Origin of the sequence: Prevotella sp. lc2012, from assembly GCF_900107065.1 — a bacterium.
Classification (GTDB): Bacteria; Bacteroidota; Bacteroidia; order Bacteroidales; family Bacteroidaceae; genus Prevotella.
The window spans coordinates 488,486-508,297 of sequence record NZ_FNUF01000003.1 but is presented as its reverse complement, the minus strand read 5'-3'; the positions used below and the strand labels follow the sequence as shown (position 1 = coordinate 508,297).

The 19,812-nt window shown below is 49.1% G+C and carries 15 protein-coding genes, 1 tRNA gene and 1 rRNA gene; 10 read left to right on the top strand and 7 right to left on the bottom strand.

The window, feature by feature from the left end; translation table 11 throughout:
• The first annotated feature begins 1 nt into the window (after position 1).
• The 9 genes from rrf (at position 2) to BLU99_RS08655 (ending at position 7,510) form a co-directional block, all read left to right on the top strand.
• Positions 2-114: ribosomal RNA gene (gene rrf, locus BLU99_RS08695) — 5S ribosomal RNA — on the top strand.
• 363 nt (positions 115-477) lie between these two features.
• A complete protein-coding gene (locus BLU99_RS08690) occupies positions 478-1,644 on the top strand; it encodes a sensor histidine kinase (protein ID WP_091901100.1) in 1,167 nt (388 codons plus the stop codon).
• Positions 1,645-1,811: 167 nt separating this feature from the next.
• The gene (locus BLU99_RS08685; protein ID WP_091901098.1) at positions 1,812-2,333 is read left to right on the top strand and encodes a YceD family protein; all 522 of its coding nucleotides are present in this window, start codon (positions 1,812-1,814) and stop codon (positions 2,331-2,333) included.
• Positions 2,334-2,356: 23 nt separating this feature from the next.
• Positions 2,357-2,548, top strand: a complete 192-nt coding sequence (rpmF, locus tag BLU99_RS08680) for a 50S ribosomal protein L32 (RefSeq protein WP_091901096.1) — start codon at positions 2,357-2,359, stop codon at positions 2,546-2,548.
• Entirely contained in the window at positions 2,548-3,552 is a 1,005-nt protein-coding gene (locus BLU99_RS08675; protein ID WP_091901094.1) for a beta-ketoacyl-ACP synthase III, read from the top strand. The genes rpmF and BLU99_RS08675 overlap by 1 nt, the downstream gene beginning before the upstream one ends.
• Positions 3,536-4,459 carry a GTPase Era gene (gene era, locus BLU99_RS08670; RefSeq protein ID WP_091901092.1) on the top strand — a complete coding sequence of 308 codons (924 nt, stop codon included), beginning with the start codon at positions 3,536-3,538 and terminating at the stop codon, positions 4,457-4,459. The genes BLU99_RS08675 and era overlap by 17 nt, the downstream gene beginning before the upstream one ends.
• Positions 4,460-4,520: 61 nt before the next feature.
• Positions 4,521-5,867 (top strand): ribosome biogenesis GTPase Der, encoded by a 1,347-nt coding sequence (gene der, locus BLU99_RS08665; protein ID WP_091901090.1) that lies wholly within the window; start codon positions 4,521-4,523, stop codon positions 5,865-5,867.
• The gene (locus tag BLU99_RS08660) at positions 5,864-6,244 is read left to right on the top strand and encodes a hypothetical protein (RefSeq protein ID WP_091901088.1); all 381 of its coding nucleotides are present in this window, start codon (positions 5,864-5,866) and stop codon (positions 6,242-6,244) included. Before der ends, BLU99_RS08660 begins: the two co-directional genes overlap by 4 nt.
• Positions 6,245-6,310: 66 nt before the next feature.
• On the top strand, positions 6,311-7,510 hold the full coding sequence (locus tag BLU99_RS08655) for a hypothetical protein (RefSeq protein WP_091901086.1): 1,200 nt from the start codon (positions 6,311-6,313) through the stop codon (positions 7,508-7,510).
• Between the two features lie 58 nt (positions 7,511-7,568).
• On the opposite strand, the gene BLU99_RS08650 is transcribed toward BLU99_RS08655, so the two are convergent.
• The 7 genes from BLU99_RS08650 to BLU99_RS08620 form a co-directional block, all read right to left on the bottom strand.
• Positions 7,569-8,681 (bottom strand): hypothetical protein, encoded by a 1,113-nt coding sequence (locus BLU99_RS08650; RefSeq protein WP_144006117.1) that lies wholly within the window; start codon positions 8,679-8,681, stop codon positions 7,569-7,571.
• A gap of 112 nt (positions 8,682-8,793) precedes the next feature.
• Positions 8,794-9,903 (bottom strand): OmpA family protein, encoded by a 1,110-nt coding sequence (locus tag BLU99_RS08645; RefSeq protein ID WP_369807714.1) that lies wholly within the window; start codon positions 9,901-9,903, stop codon positions 8,794-8,796.
• 40 nt (positions 9,904-9,943) lie between these two features.
• Positions 9,944-11,764: a coiled-coil domain-containing protein gene (locus tag BLU99_RS08640; protein ID WP_091901080.1), complete on the bottom strand. Its 1,821-nt coding sequence runs from the start codon at positions 11,762-11,764 to the stop codon at positions 9,944-9,946.
• Positions 11,765-11,963: 199 nt separating this feature from the next.
• Positions 11,964-12,045, bottom strand: a tRNA-Leu gene (locus BLU99_RS08635).
• A 55-nt stretch (positions 12,046-12,100) separates the two neighbouring features.
• On the bottom strand, positions 12,101-13,144 hold the full coding sequence (locus BLU99_RS08630) for a S41 family peptidase (protein ID WP_369807713.1): 1,044 nt from the start codon (positions 13,142-13,144) through the stop codon (positions 12,101-12,103).
• Positions 13,145-13,166: 22 nt separating this feature from the next.
• Positions 13,167-13,940, bottom strand: a complete 774-nt coding sequence (locus BLU99_RS08625; protein WP_255397518.1) for a DUF3316 domain-containing protein — start codon at positions 13,938-13,940, stop codon at positions 13,167-13,169.
• Positions 13,941-14,001: 61 nt separating this feature from the next.
• Positions 14,002-16,767: a DNA gyrase/topoisomerase IV subunit A gene (locus BLU99_RS08620; RefSeq protein WP_255397510.1), complete on the bottom strand. Its 2,766-nt coding sequence runs from the start codon at positions 16,765-16,767 to the stop codon at positions 14,002-14,004.
• 316 nt (positions 16,768-17,083) lie between these two features.
• Between BLU99_RS08620 and alaS the strand changes: the two genes are divergently transcribed.
• The gene (gene alaS / locus BLU99_RS08615; protein ID WP_091901074.1) at positions 17,084-19,744 is read left to right on the top strand and encodes an alanine--tRNA ligase; all 2,661 of its coding nucleotides are present in this window, start codon (positions 17,084-17,086) and stop codon (positions 19,742-19,744) included.
• The last annotated feature ends 68 nt before the right edge of the window (positions 19,745-19,812 follow it).

Here is a 19,812-nt window from a genome sequence, read left to right as displayed (position 1 = left end):
ATCAGGTGGTTATTGCAGCGGGGTCCCACCTCTTCCCATTCCGAACAGAGAAGTTAAGCCCGCCTGCGCCGATGGTACTGCAATGCAATGCGGGAGAGTAGGAGGCCGCCACTTTTTCTTAAACTGAGGCCCTGGAACAGCAATGCTCCGGGGCTTCTTCGTTTTCCACGGTCCCTGAGTCCATCCCTCACGGTCCCTGAGCTTGTCGAAGGGCCGTCAAATCATCCCTTTCGTAGAAAGACCATATCTCCTCGCCCCGTTCCCCTATCATCTCTCGAAGTAAAACAAGTTGTTTTACTGTCGTGGAGATAGGAGTTACGAGTCATGGAGATGCCTTCCATGAAGGTAAAACAACTTGTTTTACTGTAAGAGAAGATATGTCTTATGGTGTAAAAGATACCTTCCAAGCTTGTTGTTCTATATGTGTACATGGAAGCGTGATACAATAATCTTGTGTTTTAAGCGTTATATAGATGTATGCAGTGGACTGAGAGAATCCGACAAGTCAAGATCCTTCTGGTGATAGCGGCAATTCTGATTGCCGTCGTCTCCTTGTTGGTATCGCATTACCTTGTCAGAGATCTGTCCAACGAAGAGCGCCATAAGATGGAAGTCTGGGCGCAGGCACTGAGGGCACTGAATAACGCTGGCGAGAATACAGATGTCAGTCTGGTGCTGAGTGTGATGAAGGGGAACAACACGATCCCTGTGATTGTGATGGACTCGTTGGGCACGGTGACCGACTATCGCAATATCTCCATCGATGGGAAGAATAAGACGGACTCAGATTCCTACCTCTCCGACTATGGACGACGACTCTGGCAAGAGGGGAAATACATTAAGATTTTCTTAGGCGACTCAACTAAGACGAGCGATTACCAGTTGGTGTGTTACGATGAGTCGACGCTGTTAAAACGCCTATCATCATATCCCTATTGGCAGCTCGGCATTGTCATGATATTTGTGGTTGTTGCCATCTTCGCTCTTCTCTCGTCGAAAAAGGCAGAACAGAACAAAGTGTGGGTGGGGCTCTCGAAGGAGACAGCCCATCAGTTGGGTACCCCCATCTCGAGTCTGATGGCTTGGGTGGAGATATTGAAGGAGAGTCATCCGGACGACGGACTGATACCTGAGATGGATAAGGATGTGAAACGTCTGGAGCAGATTGCGGAGCGCTTCTCGAAGATCGGCTCCCTGCCTGAACCGAAGGAGGGATCGATGAACGAGGTGCTGGAGCATGTGATCGATTATATGGACCGTCGCACCTCGAATAAGGTGGAGATGGTGCGTGATTTCCCCGATCATGATGTCAAGGTCAGAATGAATGCCTCGCTGTTCGAGTGGGTTGTGGAGAACCTGTGTAAGAACGCTGTAGACGCCATGGAAGGCTGTGGCAGGATCGTGCTCTCCTTGTCCGACGACGACCACAAGGTGGTGGTCGAGGTGACCGACAATGGCAAGGGTATCCGGAAGAAAGATCTTAAGAATGTTTTCAAGCCCGGATTTACCACGAAGCAGCGTGGCTGGGGCCTGGGGCTCTCACTGGCCCGACGTATCGTGGAGGATTACCACCACGGTCGTATTTTTGTCAAGTCGTCTGAAGTTAACAAGGGCACCACCTTCAGGGTGGAACTGCGGCGCTGATACCCTCGTTAGGGCATACAGATGTTGCACAGTTGTGAAAGAAGTGTGTAATAATCAGCATTTTAACGTGGCGATTTTGCGGTAAAATGATAAAAAAAACGAATTAGTCTCTCATAAATAAAAAAAAAGTAGTAACTTTGCACCCCAAATGTAAATGAAATGTGATGATGTGTAGTCTGGAGTCGTTGAAGTTAGACTTGAAGGAATTGAAAGAGGAGAATACTACTCTCACTTTCGACCTTGATGATCGCTTCTTCGAGGCTTTGGACAGTGCCGAGGTGAAAAGAGGCTCTTTGCACGTGTCGGTGTCTATACGCAAGGCAACCGGCTTTTTCGAGTTTCTGTTCCAGACGGCAGGCACCGTGATCATTTCCTGCGACCGTTGTCTCGATGACATGGAACAGTCGGTGGAGACCGATAATCGTCTTGTCGTCAAGCTCGGAAGCACCTACTCAGAGGAGGATGACATCATTGTCGTGCCCGAGGACGAAGGAATACTCGACATGGCGTGGATCATCTACGAGTTTGTAGCACTGGCTATACCCATCAGGCATGTGCATGCACCTGGCAAGTGCAACCCTGCCATGACGCAAGCTCTGGAAGAGCTGTCAGCTGACCGAAGCAGCGATGAGGAGTCCAACCAGGAGACAGACCCCCGATGGGATAAACTGAAGAATTTAAAAATTTAAAAAATTAAAGTATTTAGATAATTATGGCACATCCTAAAAGAAGACAATCAAGTACTCGTCAAGCCAAGCGTCGTACTCACGACAAGGCAGTAGCTCCCACACTGGCAGTATGTCCTAACTGCGGTGCATATTATGTTTATCACACCGTATGCCCGACATGTGGCTACTATCGTGGTAAGGTGGCTATCAAGAAGGAAGACGAGGTCGCTGAGTAATGGATAGGATTAACGCGATAATCACCGGCATTGGCGGCTATGTACCCGACTATGTCCTCACCAACGAGGAACTGTCGAGAATGGTAGACACCAATGATGAGTGGATTATGACGCGTGTCGGCATCAAGGAGCGCCGTATCCTCACCGAGGAAGGTCTTGGCACCAGCTATATGGCCCGCAAGGCCGCTAAGCAGTTGCTGCAGAAGACCGGCGCTGACCCTGATTCCATCGACGCAGTGGTCGTAGCCACTTCTACGGCGGATTATAAGTTCCCCTCCACGGCATCCATTGTTCTGGGTAAGCTCGGACTGAAGAATGCGTTCGCATTCGACTTCTGGGGTGCCTGCTGTGGATTCCTCTATGCGCTCGACGTTGCGGCGTCGATGATACAGAGCGGTCGCTTCAAGAAGATTATCCTTATCGGAGCCGACAAGATGTCGTCGGTGACCGACTACAAGGATCGCCAGACCTGTCCGCTTTTTGGTGACGGTGCTGCGGCAGTCATGCTGGAGGCAACAGAGGAACAGAACATCGGCGTGATGGATTCCTATCTCCGTACTGATGGCAAGGGACTTCCGTTCTTGCATATGAAAGCCGGAGGTTCTGTCTGCCCACCATCGCACTTCACCGTCAACCATCGGTTGCACTACCTCTATCAGGAGGGACGGACGGTGTTCCGTTATGCGGTGACCAACATGAGCAACGACTGTGTGCTGATTGCTGAGCGCAACGGACTGGATAAGAATAATATCCAGTGGGTGGTGCCTCATCAGGCAAACATGCGCATCATCGAGGCTGTTGCCAAGCGGTTGGAGCTCCCGATGGATCAGGTGATGGTGAACATCGAGCACTACGGTAATACGAGTGCGGCGACAATTCCGCTGGCGCTTTGGGACAATGAGAGCAAGCTGAAGAAAGGCGATAACATGATCTTTACTGCCTTCGGTGCTGGATTTGTCCATGGAGCATCCTACTATAAGTGGGCGTATGACGGTAGTAAATAGTCACAAAGCAGGATTCGTCAACATCGTTGGGAATCCTAATGTAGGTAAAAGTACGCTCATGAACCAACTGGTTGGTGAGCGTATTTCAATTGCGACGTTTAAGGCACAGACCACTCGACATCGCATCATGGGTATCGTGAATACTGACGATATGCAAATCGTCTTCAGCGATACCCCGGGTGTTCTGAAGCCGAACTATAAGCTTCAGGAGTCGATGCTAGCCTTCTCTGAGTCGGCCTTGCAGGATGCAGACGTCCTGCTCTATGTGACCGATGTGGTTGAGAACCCGGAGAAGAACATGGACTTTCTGGAGAAAGTGCAGCGGATGGATACCCCCATTCTCCTGCTGATCAATAAGATCGATACTCTCGCCGAGAATGCAGACAGATCCGGTGCTCCCCAGGCACAACTTGCCGCTATCGTCGAGCGCTGGCATACCCTCTTGCCGAAGGCTGAGATCCTGCCGATCTCTGCCAAGAATAAGTTCGGCACCGACATGCTCCTGAAACGTATCAAGGAACTGTTGCCCGAGAGTCCGGCCTATTTCGATAAGGATCAGCTTACCGATAAGCCGGCCCGTTTCTTCGTCTCGGAGATTATCCGTGAGAAGATCCTGCTCTTCTATGACAAGGAGATACCGTATTCGGTGGAGGTCAGCGTGGAGCAGTTCAAGGAGGACGATCGTCACATCCATATCAATGCGGTGATCTATGTGGAGCGTGATTCCCAGAAAGGAATCATCATCGGTCATCAGGGCGTGGCGCTGAAGAAGGTAAGCACAGAGGCCCGTAAGTCTCTGGAGAAGTTCTTCGGGAAACCGATATTCCTGGAGATCTTCGTGAAGGTAGACAAAGACTGGCGCAGCTCCGCTCGTGAACTAAGTCATTTTGGGTATAATCCCGAGTAAGTTTCTAAATCCCGGAGCTTCTGGATAATCCGGCTCAGGCCAAATATAAATAAGAAAGACTATGCCAAATTTAGTAGCTATCGTAGGCCGCCCGAACGTAGGAAAGTCGACCCTTTTCAACCGTCTGACGAAATCACGTCAGGCGATTGTCAGCAATGAGGCCGGCACCACACGCGACCGCCAGTATGGCAAGTGCGAGTGGAACGGGCGTGAGTTCTCTGTCGTCGATACCGGCGGCTGGGTGGTGAACAGCGACGATATCTTCGAGGAGGAGATTCGTAAGCAGGTAATCATCGCCACGGAGGAGGCCGACCTGGTGCTCTTCCTCTGTGATATTACCAATGGTGTGACGGCCTGGGACATGGATGTGGCGCAGATCCTGCGCCGTGCACGTGCTCCTCAAGAGGACGGCACTCCAACGAAACCGCTTCCTGTGCTGCTGGTGGCCAATAAAGCCGACGACGGAAAGGATCTCTACGACCAGTATGAGTTCTATAAGCTCGGACTGGGTGATCCTTATCCTATCAGTGCTGCTACGGGCAGTGGTACCGGTGATCTGCTTGATAAGATCCTGGAGATGCTGCCTGAGAAACAGCGTGACGAGGCAGAGGAGGGCATTCCCCGTTTTGCGGTGGTCGGTCGTCCGAATGCTGGTAAGTCGAGCATCATCAATGCCTTTATCGGTGAGGACAGGAATATCGTTACTGAGATAGCAGGAACGACACGTGACAGTATCTACACTCGTTATGATAAGTTCGGTTTTGACTTCTATCTTGTCGATACCGCAGGTATCCGTCGCAAGAACAAGGTGACGGAGGATTTGGAGTTCTATAGTGTGATGCGCTCTATCCGTGCGATTGAGAACAGCGACGTGTGTATTCTGATGATTGATGCTACTCGTGGCATCGAGGCGCAGGATATGAACATCTTCCAGTTGATACAGAAGAACAATAAGTCGTTGGTGGTCGTTGTCAACAAATGGGATCTCGTGGAAGAGAAGTCTCAGGTGGTCATCGATACCTTTACGAATGCAATCCGTCAGCGGATGGCACCGTTTACCGACTTCCCCATTATCTTCGGCTCCGCACTCACGAAACAGCGTATCTTCAAGGTGCTGGAGACTGCTAAGGAGGTATACCTGCATAGAAAAGCGAAGATCGGCACGTCGAAGCTCAACGAGGTGCTGTTACCGCTGATCGAGGCTTACCCGCCTCCCTCGGTGAAAGGAAAATATATCAAGATCAAATATGTGGCACAGGTACCCGACACGCAGATACCTACGTTTGTCTTCTATGCCAATCTGCCACAGTATGTGAAGGAGCCGTATAAGCGCTTCTTGGAGAATAAGATCCGGGAGAACTGGACCCTGACGGGCTCACCGGTGAACATCTTTATCCGGCAGAAATGACGATTGCATTACTGTTCATGTTGTTTCTGTTGGTAGCCTGTGGCGGCGTGACCGCCGAAGAACAGGCCTCTCTTGCTGCCAAGGGTTACTACACGCATCTTATCAAGGGTGAGTATGAGTTGTTCTTGGAAGGTAAGCAGGGAGCCGGACAGTTACCAGAGAACTACCGCTCTCAGCTTCTCGATGGCTATCGTCAGTATGTGGCGCAGCAGGAGACGCTCCACCACGGTATCCGCGAGGTGCGTGTTGCGACGGCTCGACGCGATACGCTGGCAAACTACACAGAGGTGTTTCTCATCCTCTGTTTCGGTGACTCCACCAATGAGGAGGTGGTCGTTCCGATGGAAGAGCATCAGGGACAATGGCGCATGCGCTAAATCCGTTCCCGGAAAGTCCGGAAAAGCGGTATCAACGATTTTAATGACTATAAATACTTGAAAACGATGAAAGGAAAACAACTCTTGATGATGCTGGCCGTTGCCAGTGTCAGTGCCTCTGCCTCCGGGCAAGTCTATTCTGAAGGGGTGTCTGGTCCAGATACCATACAGATTCCTTCTACGTCTGCGTCGCTTAAGACCGTGGAGCAGCAGAAGGTAAAAACGGGAAAGTCCGACTATATTCCTGTGTTCCAATATTGGAAGGAACATGATATCCTTCAGCATCTGGATATCTCATTGACGGCAGGAACGACCGGTATCGGTATCGATGTGGCTTCCCCGATAGGAGAGTATGTGCAGGTGAGGGCTGGTTATGAGATTATGCCGCGCTTCAACAAATCCATGAACTTCGACCTGACGATCGGTGGTAAGCCGGCAAGAATGTACGACCCTAATGGTAACCGTGTAGAGACCACCTTCGACCGTCTGAAGGATATGCTCTATGATTTCACGGGCTATGATATTGACGACCATATCGAGATGATAGGTAAGCCAACGATCAATAATGCCAAGTTGTTGGTTGATGTGTTCCCCTTCAAGAACAATAAGAACTGGCATTTTACTGCCGGTCTTTACTGGGGACCATCACAGTTCGCAGAAGCCGTCAACTCAACAGAGGCCATGGTGTCACTGGTGTCAGTAGGCATCTATAACCGGATGTACGAGAAGGCGGTTAATGGCGAGCCCATCATTAACCCTACAGCCTTGGGCATCAAGGGGGCTGGCAACTATCAGATTGAGGAGCTCAACGAGAAACTTCTTGGTTTCGGTCGGTTGGGCTTTGCTGTGGGCCGATATAAGAACGATGTATATACGACTGCGAAGAAGGATATCTTCGATGATAATGGTAATCTGATTCATGCCAAGGGAGAGACTTATGTGCTTTATAAGGCTGGCGATCCCTATATCCTGGAGCCTGATGGCGATGGACTGGTCCGTGTGAAGGCTAAGTCGAAAGCGTTGAAGCCTTATCTGGGATTCGGCTATGGCGGTCGTCTACTGAAGAATAATGATGATTGGAAGGTTTCATTCGACTGTGGTGCTATGTTCTGGGGCGGTACTCCCGATCTGTATGTACACGATGGTATGAACCTGACAAAAGATGTGGAGAATGTGACCGGTCAGGTGGGCACCTATGTGGATATGTTCAAGTCGTTTAAGGTGTTCCCCGTCTTGAGTCTCCGATTGACAAAGCGGATATTCTAATAAAAAAGAGCCCTTGCAGAGGGCTCTTTTTTTTATCTCACTGTATTTGTTTCTTCGTTTACTTGATTACAATCTTTTTACCGTCTTTGATGTAGATACCAGGACGGAGTGGGGCATTGTCTGGCAAACGGGTTCCTGTGAGTGTGTAGATACCTTCTTTTGAAGCATCTACGGGATCAGCGGTCACAGTAACAATACCGCTACCGCCAATAGTCATCACATCGCCATCGCTGCTCTTAACCTTCAGATAGGCTTTGTTGGCCGGCAGATACTTACCTTCATAGAAGTATTCCTCCGGAGCTTTCTTGACGAATGCCAACTTACCATCGCTCACGCCGAGCACACGCATGGTGGAAGCAGTAAAGGCAGTCATATTACTGTTCTTATACTTGATGGCTGAATATACGCCAGCGAGTTTGTTACCGCTAAGCTTAGCGATGTCTTCAAGAACGGGCATAATCATATTCTCAGCGGGATTGTCAGAAGCGCATTTGATGATGACAGGCATGTTGGCGGGAATAGTACCTGTGATCTCTTTCATCTCAAAGCTCTTACCAGAGGCCGACTTTACATAGTAGGCCTTCATGCCGCTGGATACAAATTTGAATGCAAATCCAGCATAGATGGTGCCGTAGTATCCATCATCAGTCTTTACGTCGGGCTTAATGCCGATATAGTTGGTGTCAGTGTCAACCTTGATGAAGTTCCATCTTGCAGTCTCCTCGCTGTTGTTGGCCAACCATGCTTCATCGCGCTGACCGTCGTCTGCAAGGTCGGCAATGCTGATGGTGACACCGCTATAGGTGCCAGATGCCTTGTAGCTGGTACCGCCACCCTCAAGTTTAGCAAGAATCATGTTGCCTGAGAGTGCATAAATACCGGTACCTTGACCCTGAAGGTCGTACAGGCTTTTACTCCTATCCATGTTCTTGACGTAGATGATGGTCGAAGGACTGCAGGATACTCTGTCGAAATTCTTGAGGGTTCGGATGCCTAATAAGGCTGTACTTCCTGACTGAGAGACGGTATAGTGTTTCGGGTTATTGTCTGCAATGCTGATATACCGCTTCGTCTTGTTGTTCTTAACGCGGTAGAAACCGTCTTCGAGTTGTGCAGAGGCACTGAACACACAGAATGCTGCTAATACAATTGAAGTAAAGATTCTCTTCATGTGTTTCCTGATGTTTGTTTAGAGGATGTGTTTACCTTTTCTTCTCAAAAAGAAAGCCCAGCCCCATTCTGGGACCGGGCTTTTATTGTCATTTGTATTTATCTTTCAGCGCTTACTCAGCGATACAGATAGATACACGGTTGCTGTCGTTGTCGGCGAACGGCTGTACGCGTGAGCCCTTGCTGTCGAAGCTGATACGGCTCTCTGCGATACCCTTAGCCTTCAGAGCCTTCACAACTACATCAGCACGTCCAGCAGCGAGACGGTCATTGATACGGTCGTTACCTGTACCAGCGTCTGCGTAACCGGTGATCATCACCTTAGCTGTAGGATGAGCATTCATGTAGTCAATGATGTCCTGAACCTTCTGAGCCTCACACTCACGGATGTCGGTCTTGTTGATGAGGAAGAAGATGTCGCGACGGAGCGGCTCAATAGCGGGTGCCGGAGCAGGAACCTCAACCACCTTCTCAACGATCTTCTCTACGTAGCGAATCTCAGGCTCTGGAGCCGGGATGAAGCGGGTAGAGTAGGTCTTGCCGAGGTTGATCTTCACGCCTGCGAGCAGGTTGAAGTATGAGTCGGGGTTACCAGCATCCTTGAAGTTGAACTTGTCGCCCAGAATGTTAGCGTTAGCCTCCAGACCGATGGCAACAGCCTCGCTTACCTTCACGTCCATGGTCAGACCAGCCTGTCCGAAGAGCAGAGTGTTGGCCTTGTTCTCGAACATCGGAGTCCAGTTGTACTGAGCTGTGAACGGATCGATCTTAGCCTTAACAGCAGCAGCGTCGTCGCAGCTAGAGCGGAAGTTCAGACCACCACCGATGAAAGCACCGAAGCTAACTACACGGTTGGGATCGTATCCTGCAATGATATTCGAGAGGTTGAATGTCAGATCGATAGCAGGTGCGAAATAGGTGTACTTATAGTTGCAGTCGCCTACAATGTCGGTAACAACCTTCTGGTAGCCTGCTTTGCCCTGCCATGCGTTGATGGCCAGACGGGCACCGATTGCCTTGGAGAACTGATAACCGATAGCTCCCTGTACAGTGGGTGAGATGAGATCACCGAATTTGGCCTCGCCAGTAGTATACTGGGCACCTCCCTGGAGCTGAATGTACCAGTGCGGCTCGAAGACATATTCTGTCGTGCCTTTCTGCTCCTGAGCAGATGCTGACAGAACACCCATCAACATCAGGCAAGACAATATTACTTTCTTCATTTTCATATCTGTTACTTTCTTTTTAGATTCACAATGTTAATTACTTCACGTCGACAGTGTATCTCTTAGTAACTACATAGCCATAGTAGTCAACGCAGCTCAGGATGATCACCTTGCGACCTGAGGTCAGGTTCAGAGTGTAATCCAGTGCACGGCCATCCAGCAGAGCGCTCTGCTCGAGCTTGCCAGTAGCAGCATTCTTAACAGCGATGAACTTAGCGTATGCGGGAACAAGAACCTCCTCTGTCGGTGAGGTCAGGTAAACCTGCATGTCACCAGCGGGAACCTGGAGACCAGTAACAACACGGTCAACACCCTCAGCACCCTCGAACAGGATGATTGGAGAGAGAGCACGTGTCAGCTGGTGAGAACGCAGCTGGTTGATGATCTTCTTATCGAATCTGTTCAGATAGTCAGCGATACGCTCAACAGCAGCCTTCTTAACCTTCTTGAGGTCGGTCAGACCAGCAATCTTCTTGATCATCTTGGTCAGCTCCTCGTTGTCGATACCAGCCTCGATAGCTTTACGCAGAGACTTGAAGAGAGCCTTGTCGATAGTAACCTCTTTCTCCTTGCCGTCAACAACAACGGTAACCTTCTGAGCCTTCATGTCGTCGATGTTGATGCTGCTCAGCTTAGCAAGGCTGGGGAATTCCTTCTTCAGAATCTGAACCAGCTTCTCAACAGCTGCTTCTGCATCTTCCAGGCTAGGATCGCTAACGTTCTTCTCAAACTCCCAGAATGAGTTGTAAGACAGAGGCTTTACTGAAGCTGCGAAGATGTTGAAATCAGATCTGCCACCAGCGTTATCCTTCTCAACAACGAGACGCTGTGCGGTGAGGCGATCCCATGCTGCATTCTTGTAAAGGTTGTAAACCAGCTGTGCCAGCTCTCTTGCACCCTGCTTAACCTCGTTCTTTGTGCCATCAGCATCAGAAACGTGCTGCTTAGCAGTCTTCAGACGATCCTTAATCTCGTCGAATTTGATCGGGAGCTTATAAGCAGCAGCCTTCAGGTTAGCAGCGTCGATGGTTGCCTCAGCAACGAAGACGTTCTTAGCAGCACCTGCAGCGGCAGCGTCGTCAGCTCTTGTCCAACCGAAGCTGATAGTCTCGTCCTCGGCAGTGTAGGGACGTGCAACGAGATCAACAGGAGCCTTGTTGCCCTTTGAATCCTCGAGGTATACGTTGTAGTCGCTGATGTTGATGTCCTTGCTAGAGTTGATAGCAAAAATCAGCTTACCTGCGTTGTTCTTAGCAGCGGTGATGAACTCAGGATCGAGTTCGATGGTCTCGATACCCTCGAGCTCTTCAGCAGCGAGCATGGTACCATCCTGTGTGTCAACGTTGAAAGCCTTACCTGCAACGGGGAAGATGTCCAGACCTGTATCGTTGGTGCCGTAGAAAGCAGCCAGTGAGTAGAAGTCAAGACCAAGCTTCATGTTACCAACAATATCGTTGATGGCCATTGCGTTAGAGACACCGAAGTCTGCGTTACCGCCAAGATTCTTGATGGCATCCTCCAAAGCTTTAACACGATCGGTAAGTGCAGCAAGGTCATTCTTGATTGTGTCAACATTTCCAGAAAGAGAGGAAATCTGTTCGTTGATCTTACCCAACTGCTCGTTGATCTTTGCAATCTCGCCATTGATCTTTGCAATCTCTGCGCTGTTGTCGCCAAGACCATTAAGCTGATTCTGGAGAGCATTAAGCTGATCCTCAAGGGTGGTCTTTTGTTTTGCAAGGTTAGCGTAAACGGCTGCAATTTCATCGTCCACGTTGTCCTTACAAGAAACAAATGATGTTGTGGCAGCGAAGAGTAATGCTACCATCAAAATACCATTAATAATTTTCTTTTTCATTTGAACTTAAAAATTATAATTAAACAATTAAATTATGATATATCTATGCATTAATGTATATAAACCGGTGACAAAAGTAGGGAATTATTTCTAAATGTGCAAGAAATTTTTAGTTTTTTTTGTGTAAATAGCTATTTTTCTGCCTTTTTTGCTACTTTTTGCCAATAATTAATTAGAAAATTGTCTTACATCAGCGTCGTGCGCCTGACAGGACTCGAACCTGCACGTCGCGAGACACCAGATCCTAAGTCTGGCGCGTCTACCAATTCCGCCACAGGCGCACATATGACATCCCGTGGTTATCGGGATAGCGACTGCAAAGGTACAAAACTTTTTTCATTCTACCAAAAGTTCTCGGGCAAATTCTATGATAGAATCTTTGCCGCGTATAAAATCCTCGTTACTCAGTCCGACTGCGTAGTCGGGCGCAATGCCGAACTCTATCTGTTGCTTGTCGCGGTCGTAGGTGGGGCAGGCGGAGAAACGCACCGTCCATCCGTTGGGAAGGGTATTGGTGAATGGAAGCCCAGAGCCTCCGCCGGTGCGGTCGCCGACGATCTTCACTTGGGGGAAGCATTTCATGATCTTCACGAAATCGTTGGCAGCGCTGAAAACCTCACGGTTTGTGAGCAGGGCAACACCCTTATGCCACCGAAGCCTGGAGGAAGGTTCTATATACTGTGGCTCCATCGGCGAGAACTCGTTGTGCCTTTTGCCTGTCTTGTGTTGGATATAGCCTATCAGCGTTTTCTCCTGACAGAAACGGGCCGCCAGTTTCTCGGCATTGGTGAGTGCTCCGCCGCCGTTGCCTCGGATGTCGAGGATCAGACCGTTGCAGAATGCGAGATACTTAAACACCTCATCAAGGTTACTTTCGCCGATGCCACTTGAGAAGCTGTTATAGTAGACATAGCCGATATTGTCGTCGAGGATGCGGTAGCGGAGCGCACCGGCGATACGGTAGTCGGTACCGAGGTAACGACGCAGGAGAGTGTCGCTGAAATTTGTCGGATAGTCTTCGTGCCAGCGCCAGTAGCGCCCGTTGTCGAAGGCGCTGTAAAGGTTCACATGACCGTCACGGAGTTCGGCGAGCATGTCGGTGAGAATCTCGAAAAGTTGTTGTTTGTTGACCCCCTCTCTCGCGCGTACATTATATTTATTGTATACCTCCAGCCAATCAAGGCCGTATTCATGTTGCTTATAGTCGAAGAAACAGTAGTGCTCGTCGATGATTTTCCATAGCGCCTCGAAGTTACCTTGAGGACTGTCCGGGTATTGCTCGTCGTCGATACAGCCGACTATACACGGGGGCAAAAGACAGATGAGGAATGATAGAGGTATCATCCGCAGCCATTTGATTCTATGTCGTAATATCTGCATCTTTCTTCGGACTTTATACTTTTCATCTGACAAGGCGCCTGACGACACCGATGAGTAGTCGGTGGGTATAGACATGTTGTTTTAAGTTGTTAACTGCAGTCTGTTGGTAGTTGCCAAGGTAACCTACTCGTACTGTCCATCTCTTTGATGCCTGCCAGTCGAGCGTGATCTGCTGTCGTATGTTCGGTGCACAGACACAGGTTGTTGGCACGATGTTATGGTCGTAGTTTCCTAAGGAGAAAATCTCGTAGTAAGACTGTCCATAGTTTGGACTGAACATCATCCCCATGAGCGGCAGGTTCAGTTCGTATCGGATGACGAAGCGTTGTTGCCATAAGGTAAGGTCATAGGTGGTGATGGCCGACGGCATGAAGTTTACTGCAGCACGGGCTTGCGCCGGGTTGTTGGAAGCCGTCATGTCGTAAAGAAAGCCCAGACAAGCGTTCAAGACACCACCAGTCTGAAGGTGTAGACGGTCAGCCAGTAGGTTCCACTTACAATAGAATCCCCAATAGAGATTGTAGCTGCCTTCAAGCATGGTGATATTGCCGCTTCGATCGTCTGTGGATGAGAGATCGAGCTCATGTTCGGTAATAGTATTCCATCGACGGTTGTCTTTAACCCGCTCACGTATATTCAGATAAGAGAATCCTGTACCGGAAAATTGCTCGGGAGTAATGTATGTGTCGAGAATCCTTGTCGTACCGATGCCAATCAGACTTGTTGATGTCATGGCATCTGGGGAAGAAGACAAAGAGGCTTGTTCTTGGGCGACAATCGGCAGACAGAACCACATCATCGGCAGAAACGCCCATGACAATCTCCTTACGGACAATTCTTTTAGATGTATAGGATGGCTATACTTCATCATCGAACAGTGTCAGTTCTTGTTCGGGTTGATGCTTCTTCGGTGTGGGCACAGCGACCTCCGGGCTGTCTGAGTCTTCTGAAATCTCTGGAGTCTCTGCGACCTTAGGGTCGTCAATAATCTCCAGAATCTCCGGGGCTTCAGTTGTCTCTGGATCTTCTTCTGGCTCAGGTGGATTCAGTTCCGTGATACTTTCGAGCTGATAGGTGGTCAATCGCTTACCTTTAGCCTTGTAGCCTTTCACCATGATAAACTGTGCAGCATCAACCTCCTCGCTGCCGCGGAATGCATCGGCACCACCGTAGGTGATGAGGAAACGTGGTGAAGGTGTATCGGTCAAAAGGATGAGTTGTGAGGTCGCTCCATTCTTTCCGGTATCACTGGGACTGAGCCAGTTCTGCTTCTTTTTCGTGGCATCCATCAAGAACCGTTTGATGTATGGATATCCTTGATTGTCGACATCGTAAAGGATGGCGGTCCAAACCTTATCGGGATCGTATTTTTCAATACGCAGGATGTTCTCTTCGTAGTGATTGTTAATATCGAAATTAGAGAGGTAGCACTCGCCATTCTGAAGTATAACGAGAATCTGGTCTTCATCGAAGAACTCACCGAGGAGTTGACCATGTTCGTCGTAGTTCAGACGATTTACATCTGGGTCGTACCAAACCTTTCGTCCACCAAGGGTGGAGTGACCGTGACTCTTCAGGCCGATGCGGTGTACGGGGAACTTTGTCAGGAGATTACCCTTTGAAGCACGTCCTTTGATCATCACTTCCGAGAAATCCTTGTCTACGAAAATCTTCTTGAGACGCGGGTTCGGATCGAGGGTCACCTTAATAATCTCTGCTTCTCCGTTGGGGTTGGCAGAGAAGTACATCACTTTTGATCCGGGCGTTCCTTGGGTAATGTCGTATTCCTTGTCGCGAGTCATGCTTGTCACGTTGAAACGCTTGATGTAGCAATAGCCTTTCTTTCCATCGCGGTATACGGTATTGTATATGGTGCGTGAATCGTTCTTTTTGAAGACGGCCACATATAGCACGTTCTTGCCGACAAAGACCTTCTCGGCCACACGAATCACCTTATACTTTCCTTCTTTATAGAAGATGATGACATCGTCGAGGTCGGAACAGTTGCATACGAACTCGTCTTTCTTGAGGCCTGTGCCAAGGAAACCGTCTTGTCGGTTGATGTACAACTTTTGGTTGGCTTCCGCCACTTTGGCAGAGTCTATCGTATCGAAGTTGCGGATCTCAGTGAGACGCGGATGATCCTTGCCGTATTTGTCTTTAAGGAACTGGAACCAGTTGGCTGTCACCTCGGTAAGGTTTGCCAGGTCACGGTCAATTTCCTCGATTTCTGCCTTGATGCGCGCCATCAGCTCGTCGGCCTTGTCTTTATTGAACTTCAGAATGCGCTGCATCTTGATCTCAAGAAGTTTAAGAATATCGTCTTTCGTCACCTCGCGTACCAGACTGGGGTAGTAGGGGGTGAGGCGTTCGTCGATATGCTCGCAGACGGCATCGACGGTAGGTGCCTGTTCGAACTTTTTATCCTTATAGATACGTTCTTCGATGAAGATACGTTCCAACGACTGGAAATGATACTGTTCCAATAGTTCGCCTTTGCGGATCTCCAATTCCTGGCGGATGAGATCCTTGGTGCGGTCGACGCTGTGGCGGAGCACATCACTTACTGTCAGGAACTGAGGCTTGTTATCCTCGATGACACAGCAGTTCGGTGAGATATTGATCTCACAATCGGTAAAAGCATAGAGGGCGTCAATGGTCTTGTCGGACGATACGCCAGGGGCGAGATGTACCTGTATTTCTACATTGGCGGCAGTGAGATCCTCCACCTTACGGGCTTTAATCTTACCTTTCTCTACGGCCTTGACAATCGAATCTTGTAGTGTCTCGGAGTTCTTCGAGAAAGGAATCTCACGGATGACAAGTGTCTTCTGATCGATTTTCTCGATTTTCGCACGGACTTTCAGTACACCGCCACGCTGTCCGTCATTGTATTTACTGACGTCGATGGAACCGCTGGTGGGAAAGTCTGGGTAGAGTCGGAAGGGTTGATCGTGAAGGTAGCTAATGGCAGCATCGCAAATCTCACAGAAGTTGTGTGGTAGGATTTTTGATGAGAGGCCGACAGCAATACCTTCGGCGCCTTGTGCCAACAGAAGAGGGAATTTTACAGGGAGCGTGATGGGCTCCTTGTTGCGTCCGTCGTATGACATCTTCCATTCCGTTGTCTTCGGGTTGAACACGGTGTCGAGGGCGAACTTTGAGAGGCGGGCCTCGATATATCGGGGTGCAGCGGCACTGGAACCGGTAAGAATGTTTCCCCAGTTACCTTGTGTGTCGATAAGCAGATCCTTCTGTCCCATCTGTACGAGGGCATCGCCGATAGAGGCATCGCCGTGGGGATGGAACTGCATCGTGTGACCCACAATATTTGCTACCTTGTTGTATCGCCCGTCGTCCATGCGTTTCATCGAGTGTAGAATACGTCTCTGCACGGGCTTCAGACCGTCACCCAGATGGGGAACGGCGCGCTCGAGGATTACATAACTGGCATAATCGAGAAACCAGTTCTGGTACATGCCACTCAGATGGTGTACTGCGGCTGCGTCGAAGCGGTTTACAGGTTTATAGTCGGAGTGGGCGGCTGGGGATTCCGGATTCTCCGCATTATCCGGAGTGCCTGTGGTCTCAAGAATTTCGTCGTCTCTTGTTTCGTTGTCCATTGCTACACTTGACTTTTATTATTTTGTCGCAAAGTTACGAAAAATCGAGCGCAGAACAAAAGAATTCATTCTTTTTCTGCTGAGATAGAGTAACTTCGCTGTCGTTAGACGGCAAAGTTACGAAAAATCGATTGAAAAGCCAAATTTATTTGAACTTTTCCGAATGGGGAGAGGAGTTCTTAAGGCTTGCTGTTACTCGAATAGGTGCTGTAAAGTCGAGCGCTACACAAAATATAAACTAATGTTTTGGTAGATTCAGAATAAATGTGTAATTTTGCACGCAATTATTTGGAACATAGAAAAATAAGATATCAACATGACAGCAAACGAGATTCGCGACTCCTATAAGAATTTTTTTGAGTCGAAGCAGCATGCAATCGTGCCGTCAGCCCCGATGGTCATCAAGGATGACCCAACGCTGATGTTTACGAATGCAGGTATGAACCAGTGGAAAGACATCATTCTCGGTACACGCGACCCGGAACCGCGCCGACGGGCGGACACACAGAAGTGTCTCCGTGTCAGCGGAAAACATAATGACCTGGAGGAAGTTGGGCATGACACCTATCATCACACCATGTTTGAGATGCTCGGCAACTGGTCGTTCGGCGACTATTTCAAGGAGGGGGCCATCGACATGGCTTGGGAGTATCTGGTGGATGTTCTAAAACTGAATCCCGAAGACCTTTATGTAACAGTATTTGAGGGCTCGCCCGAGGAGAATATTCCTCGCGATGATGAAGCTGCCCGTTATTGGGCTAAGCATGTGCCTGAGGACCATATTATCAACGGCAATAAACATGATAACTTCTGGGAGATGGGCGACACAGGTCCCTGTGGTCCGTGTTCTGAGATTCATGTCGATTCTCGTACGCCTGAGCAGCGTAAGACTTCTGGTAAGAGTGGTCGTGAGCTTGTAAATCAGGATGATCCTCAGGTGATTGAGATATGGAACCTCGTGTTCATGCAATTCAATCGTAAGGCTGACGGTTCATTGGAGAAGTTGGGTATGAATGTAATCGATACTGGTATGGGTTTTGAGCGCCTTGTCCGCATGATGCAGGGTAAGCACTCTAACTACGATACCGATGTGTTCCAACCCATCATCAAGGCCGAACAACAGATCACGGGTCTAAAATATACCACCTTTGAAGAAGAGGTTCTGAATCCCATCACGAAGGAACAGGACGATATCAACGTGGCTATGCGAGTATGTGCTGATCACCTCCGTGCTGTTTCGTTCTCGATAGCCGATGGCCAATTGCCCTCGAATGCGAAGGCAGGTTATGTGATCCGTCGTATCCTGCGTCGTGCTGTGCGTTACGCTTATACATTCCTCGGCCAAAAGGAGGGTTTCCTTTATAAACTCCTGCCTACTCTGGTGGCTGAGATGGGTGATGCCTTCCCTGAGTTGAAGGCTCAGCAACAACTTATTGCCAAGGTGATGAAGGAAGAAGAGGATTCCTTCCTCCGTACCCTCGACAAGGGTATCTCTCTGCTTGATAAGGCTATGGAGCAGCTCAAGGTCGAAGGAAAGACGGAACTCGACGGAGAGCAGGCTTTCCGTCTCTTTGATACTTACGGTTTTCCCCTTGATCTTACAGAACTGATTTGTCGTGAGAATGGCTTTTCCGTCAACGAGGAGCAGTTCAATATTGAAATGCAGAAACAGAAGGAGCGTGCCCGTAATGCTGCTGCTGTAGAGAACTCAGACTGGGTGGAACTTGCCCAAGGTGAACAGCAGTTTGTAGGCTACGATTATACCGAATATGAGTGTCATATCCTGCGTTATCGCAAAGTGACGCAGAAAAAGAACGAATTCTATGAACTCGTACTCGACTACACACCGTTCTATGGTGAGATGGGTGGACAAGTCGGTGATTGTGGTGTCATCTGCAATGAAGCAGAAACTATCGATATCATTGACTCTAAACGAGAGAATAACCAGACGGTTCACATCGTTAAGCAATTGCCTAAAGATCCCACAGCTCAGTTTATGGCTTGTGTAGATACTGATAAACGCGACAGTTCTGCTGCCAACCATACGGCAACCCACCTGCTCGACTATGCTTTGAAGCAGGTACTTGGTGACCACGTGGAGCAAAAGGGTTCATTCGTATCGCCCGACACTTTGCGTTTTGACTTTTCTCATTTTGAGAAGGTTAGTGATGAGCAGATCCGTGAGGTGGAGCGGATGGTCAATGATATGATCCGTCAGGATATCCAACTTGACGAGCATCGTGACGTACCTTTTGAAGAGGCAAAGAAACTCGGTGCCATCGCTCTCTTCGGTGAGAAGTATGGTGATAAGGTGCGTGTGGTTCGTTTTGGACCGTCGTGTGAGTTCTGCGGTGGTATCCATGCCAAGGCAACAGGTAAGATAGGTTTCTTTAAGATTGTTGCCGAGAGTTCTGTTGCAGCGGGTATCCGTCGTATTGAGGCTAAGACGGGCAAAGAGTGCGAGGAACTGCTTTACAAGACAGAAGACATGCTTCGTACGGTGAAATCGTTCTTCAATAATGCAAAGGATCTTCAGGGTGTGATTCAGAAGTATATCGAGGAACATGACACGATGAAAAAGGAGATTGAGAGTTTCCAGCAGCAGCGTGTACAGGCTCTCTCGAAGGAGCTTGTATCAAAAGCGCGCACGGTGAACGGCGTGACGGTAGTTACTGGTCAGTATGATATGATGCCGAATGCTGCCAAGGATTTGGTCTTCAAGGTACGAGAGCTGCAGTCGGAGAATCTGCTCTGCGTAGTTGGTACTGTGTTTGACGGGAAACCAATGCTGAACGTGATGCTTAGTGATGATCTCGTGAAGGACCACGGATTGAATGCCGGACAACTGGTACGTGAGGCCGCCAAACTCATGCAAGGCGGTGGTGGCGGACAGCCTCATTTTGCTTCTGCAGGTGGCAAGAACCCAGATGGTCTTTCTGCTGCTATTGACAAAGTGTTAGAATTGGCAGCGTTATAAGAAGTAAACATAAACGATGATGAAAAACGCTCTCCATTAAGGAGAGCGTTTTTCTGTTATCCTGAGAA

Bases quoted from the DNA above. Each gene is read 5' to 3' on its own strand.
- BLU99_RS08645 (WP_369807714.1), bottom strand. From the start codon at position 9,903: ATGAAGAAAGTAATATTGTCTTGCCTGATGTTGATGGGTGTTCTGTCA.
- BLU99_RS08655 (WP_091901086.1), top strand. From the start codon at position 6,311: ATGAAAGGAAAACAACTCTTGATGATGCTGGCCGTTGCCAGTGTCAGT.
- BLU99_RS08675 (WP_091901094.1), top strand. From the start codon at position 2,548: ATGGATAGGATTAACGCGATAATCACCGGCATTGGCGGCTATGTACCC.
- BLU99_RS08640 (WP_091901080.1), bottom strand. From the start codon at position 11,764: ATGAAAAAGAAAATTATTAATGGTATTTTGATGGTAGCATTACTCTTC.
- BLU99_RS08650 (WP_144006117.1), bottom strand. From the start codon at position 8,681: ATGAAGAGAATCTTTACTTCAATTGTATTAGCAGCATTCTGTGTGTTC.
- BLU99_RS08620 (WP_255397510.1), bottom strand. From the start codon at position 16,767: ATGGACAACGAAACAAGAGACGACGAAATTCTTGAGACCACAGGCACT.
- BLU99_RS08660 (WP_091901088.1), top strand. From the start codon at position 5,864: ATGACGATTGCATTACTGTTCATGTTGTTTCTGTTGGTAGCCTGTGGC.
- alaS (WP_091901074.1), top strand. From the start codon at position 17,084: ATGACAGCAAACGAGATTCGCGACTCCTATAAGAATTTTTTTGAGTCG.
- der (WP_091901090.1), top strand. From the start codon at position 4,521: ATGCCAAATTTAGTAGCTATCGTAGGCCGCCCGAACGTAGGAAAGTCG.
- BLU99_RS08625 (WP_255397518.1), bottom strand. From the start codon at position 13,940: ATGTGGTTCTGTCTGCCGATTGTCGCCCAAGAACAAGCCTCTTTGTCT.
- BLU99_RS08690 (WP_091901100.1), top strand. From the start codon at position 478: ATGCAGTGGACTGAGAGAATCCGACAAGTCAAGATCCTTCTGGTGATA.
- rpmF (WP_091901096.1), top strand. From the start codon at position 2,357: ATGGCACATCCTAAAAGAAGACAATCAAGTACTCGTCAAGCCAAGCGT.
- era (WP_091901092.1), top strand. From the start codon at position 3,536: ATGACGGTAGTAAATAGTCACAAAGCAGGATTCGTCAACATCGTTGGG.
- BLU99_RS08685 (WP_091901098.1), top strand. From the start codon at position 1,812: ATGTGTAGTCTGGAGTCGTTGAAGTTAGACTTGAAGGAATTGAAAGAG.
- BLU99_RS08630 (WP_369807713.1), bottom strand. From the start codon at position 13,144: ATGCAGATATTACGACATAGAATCAAATGGCTGCGGATGATACCTCTA.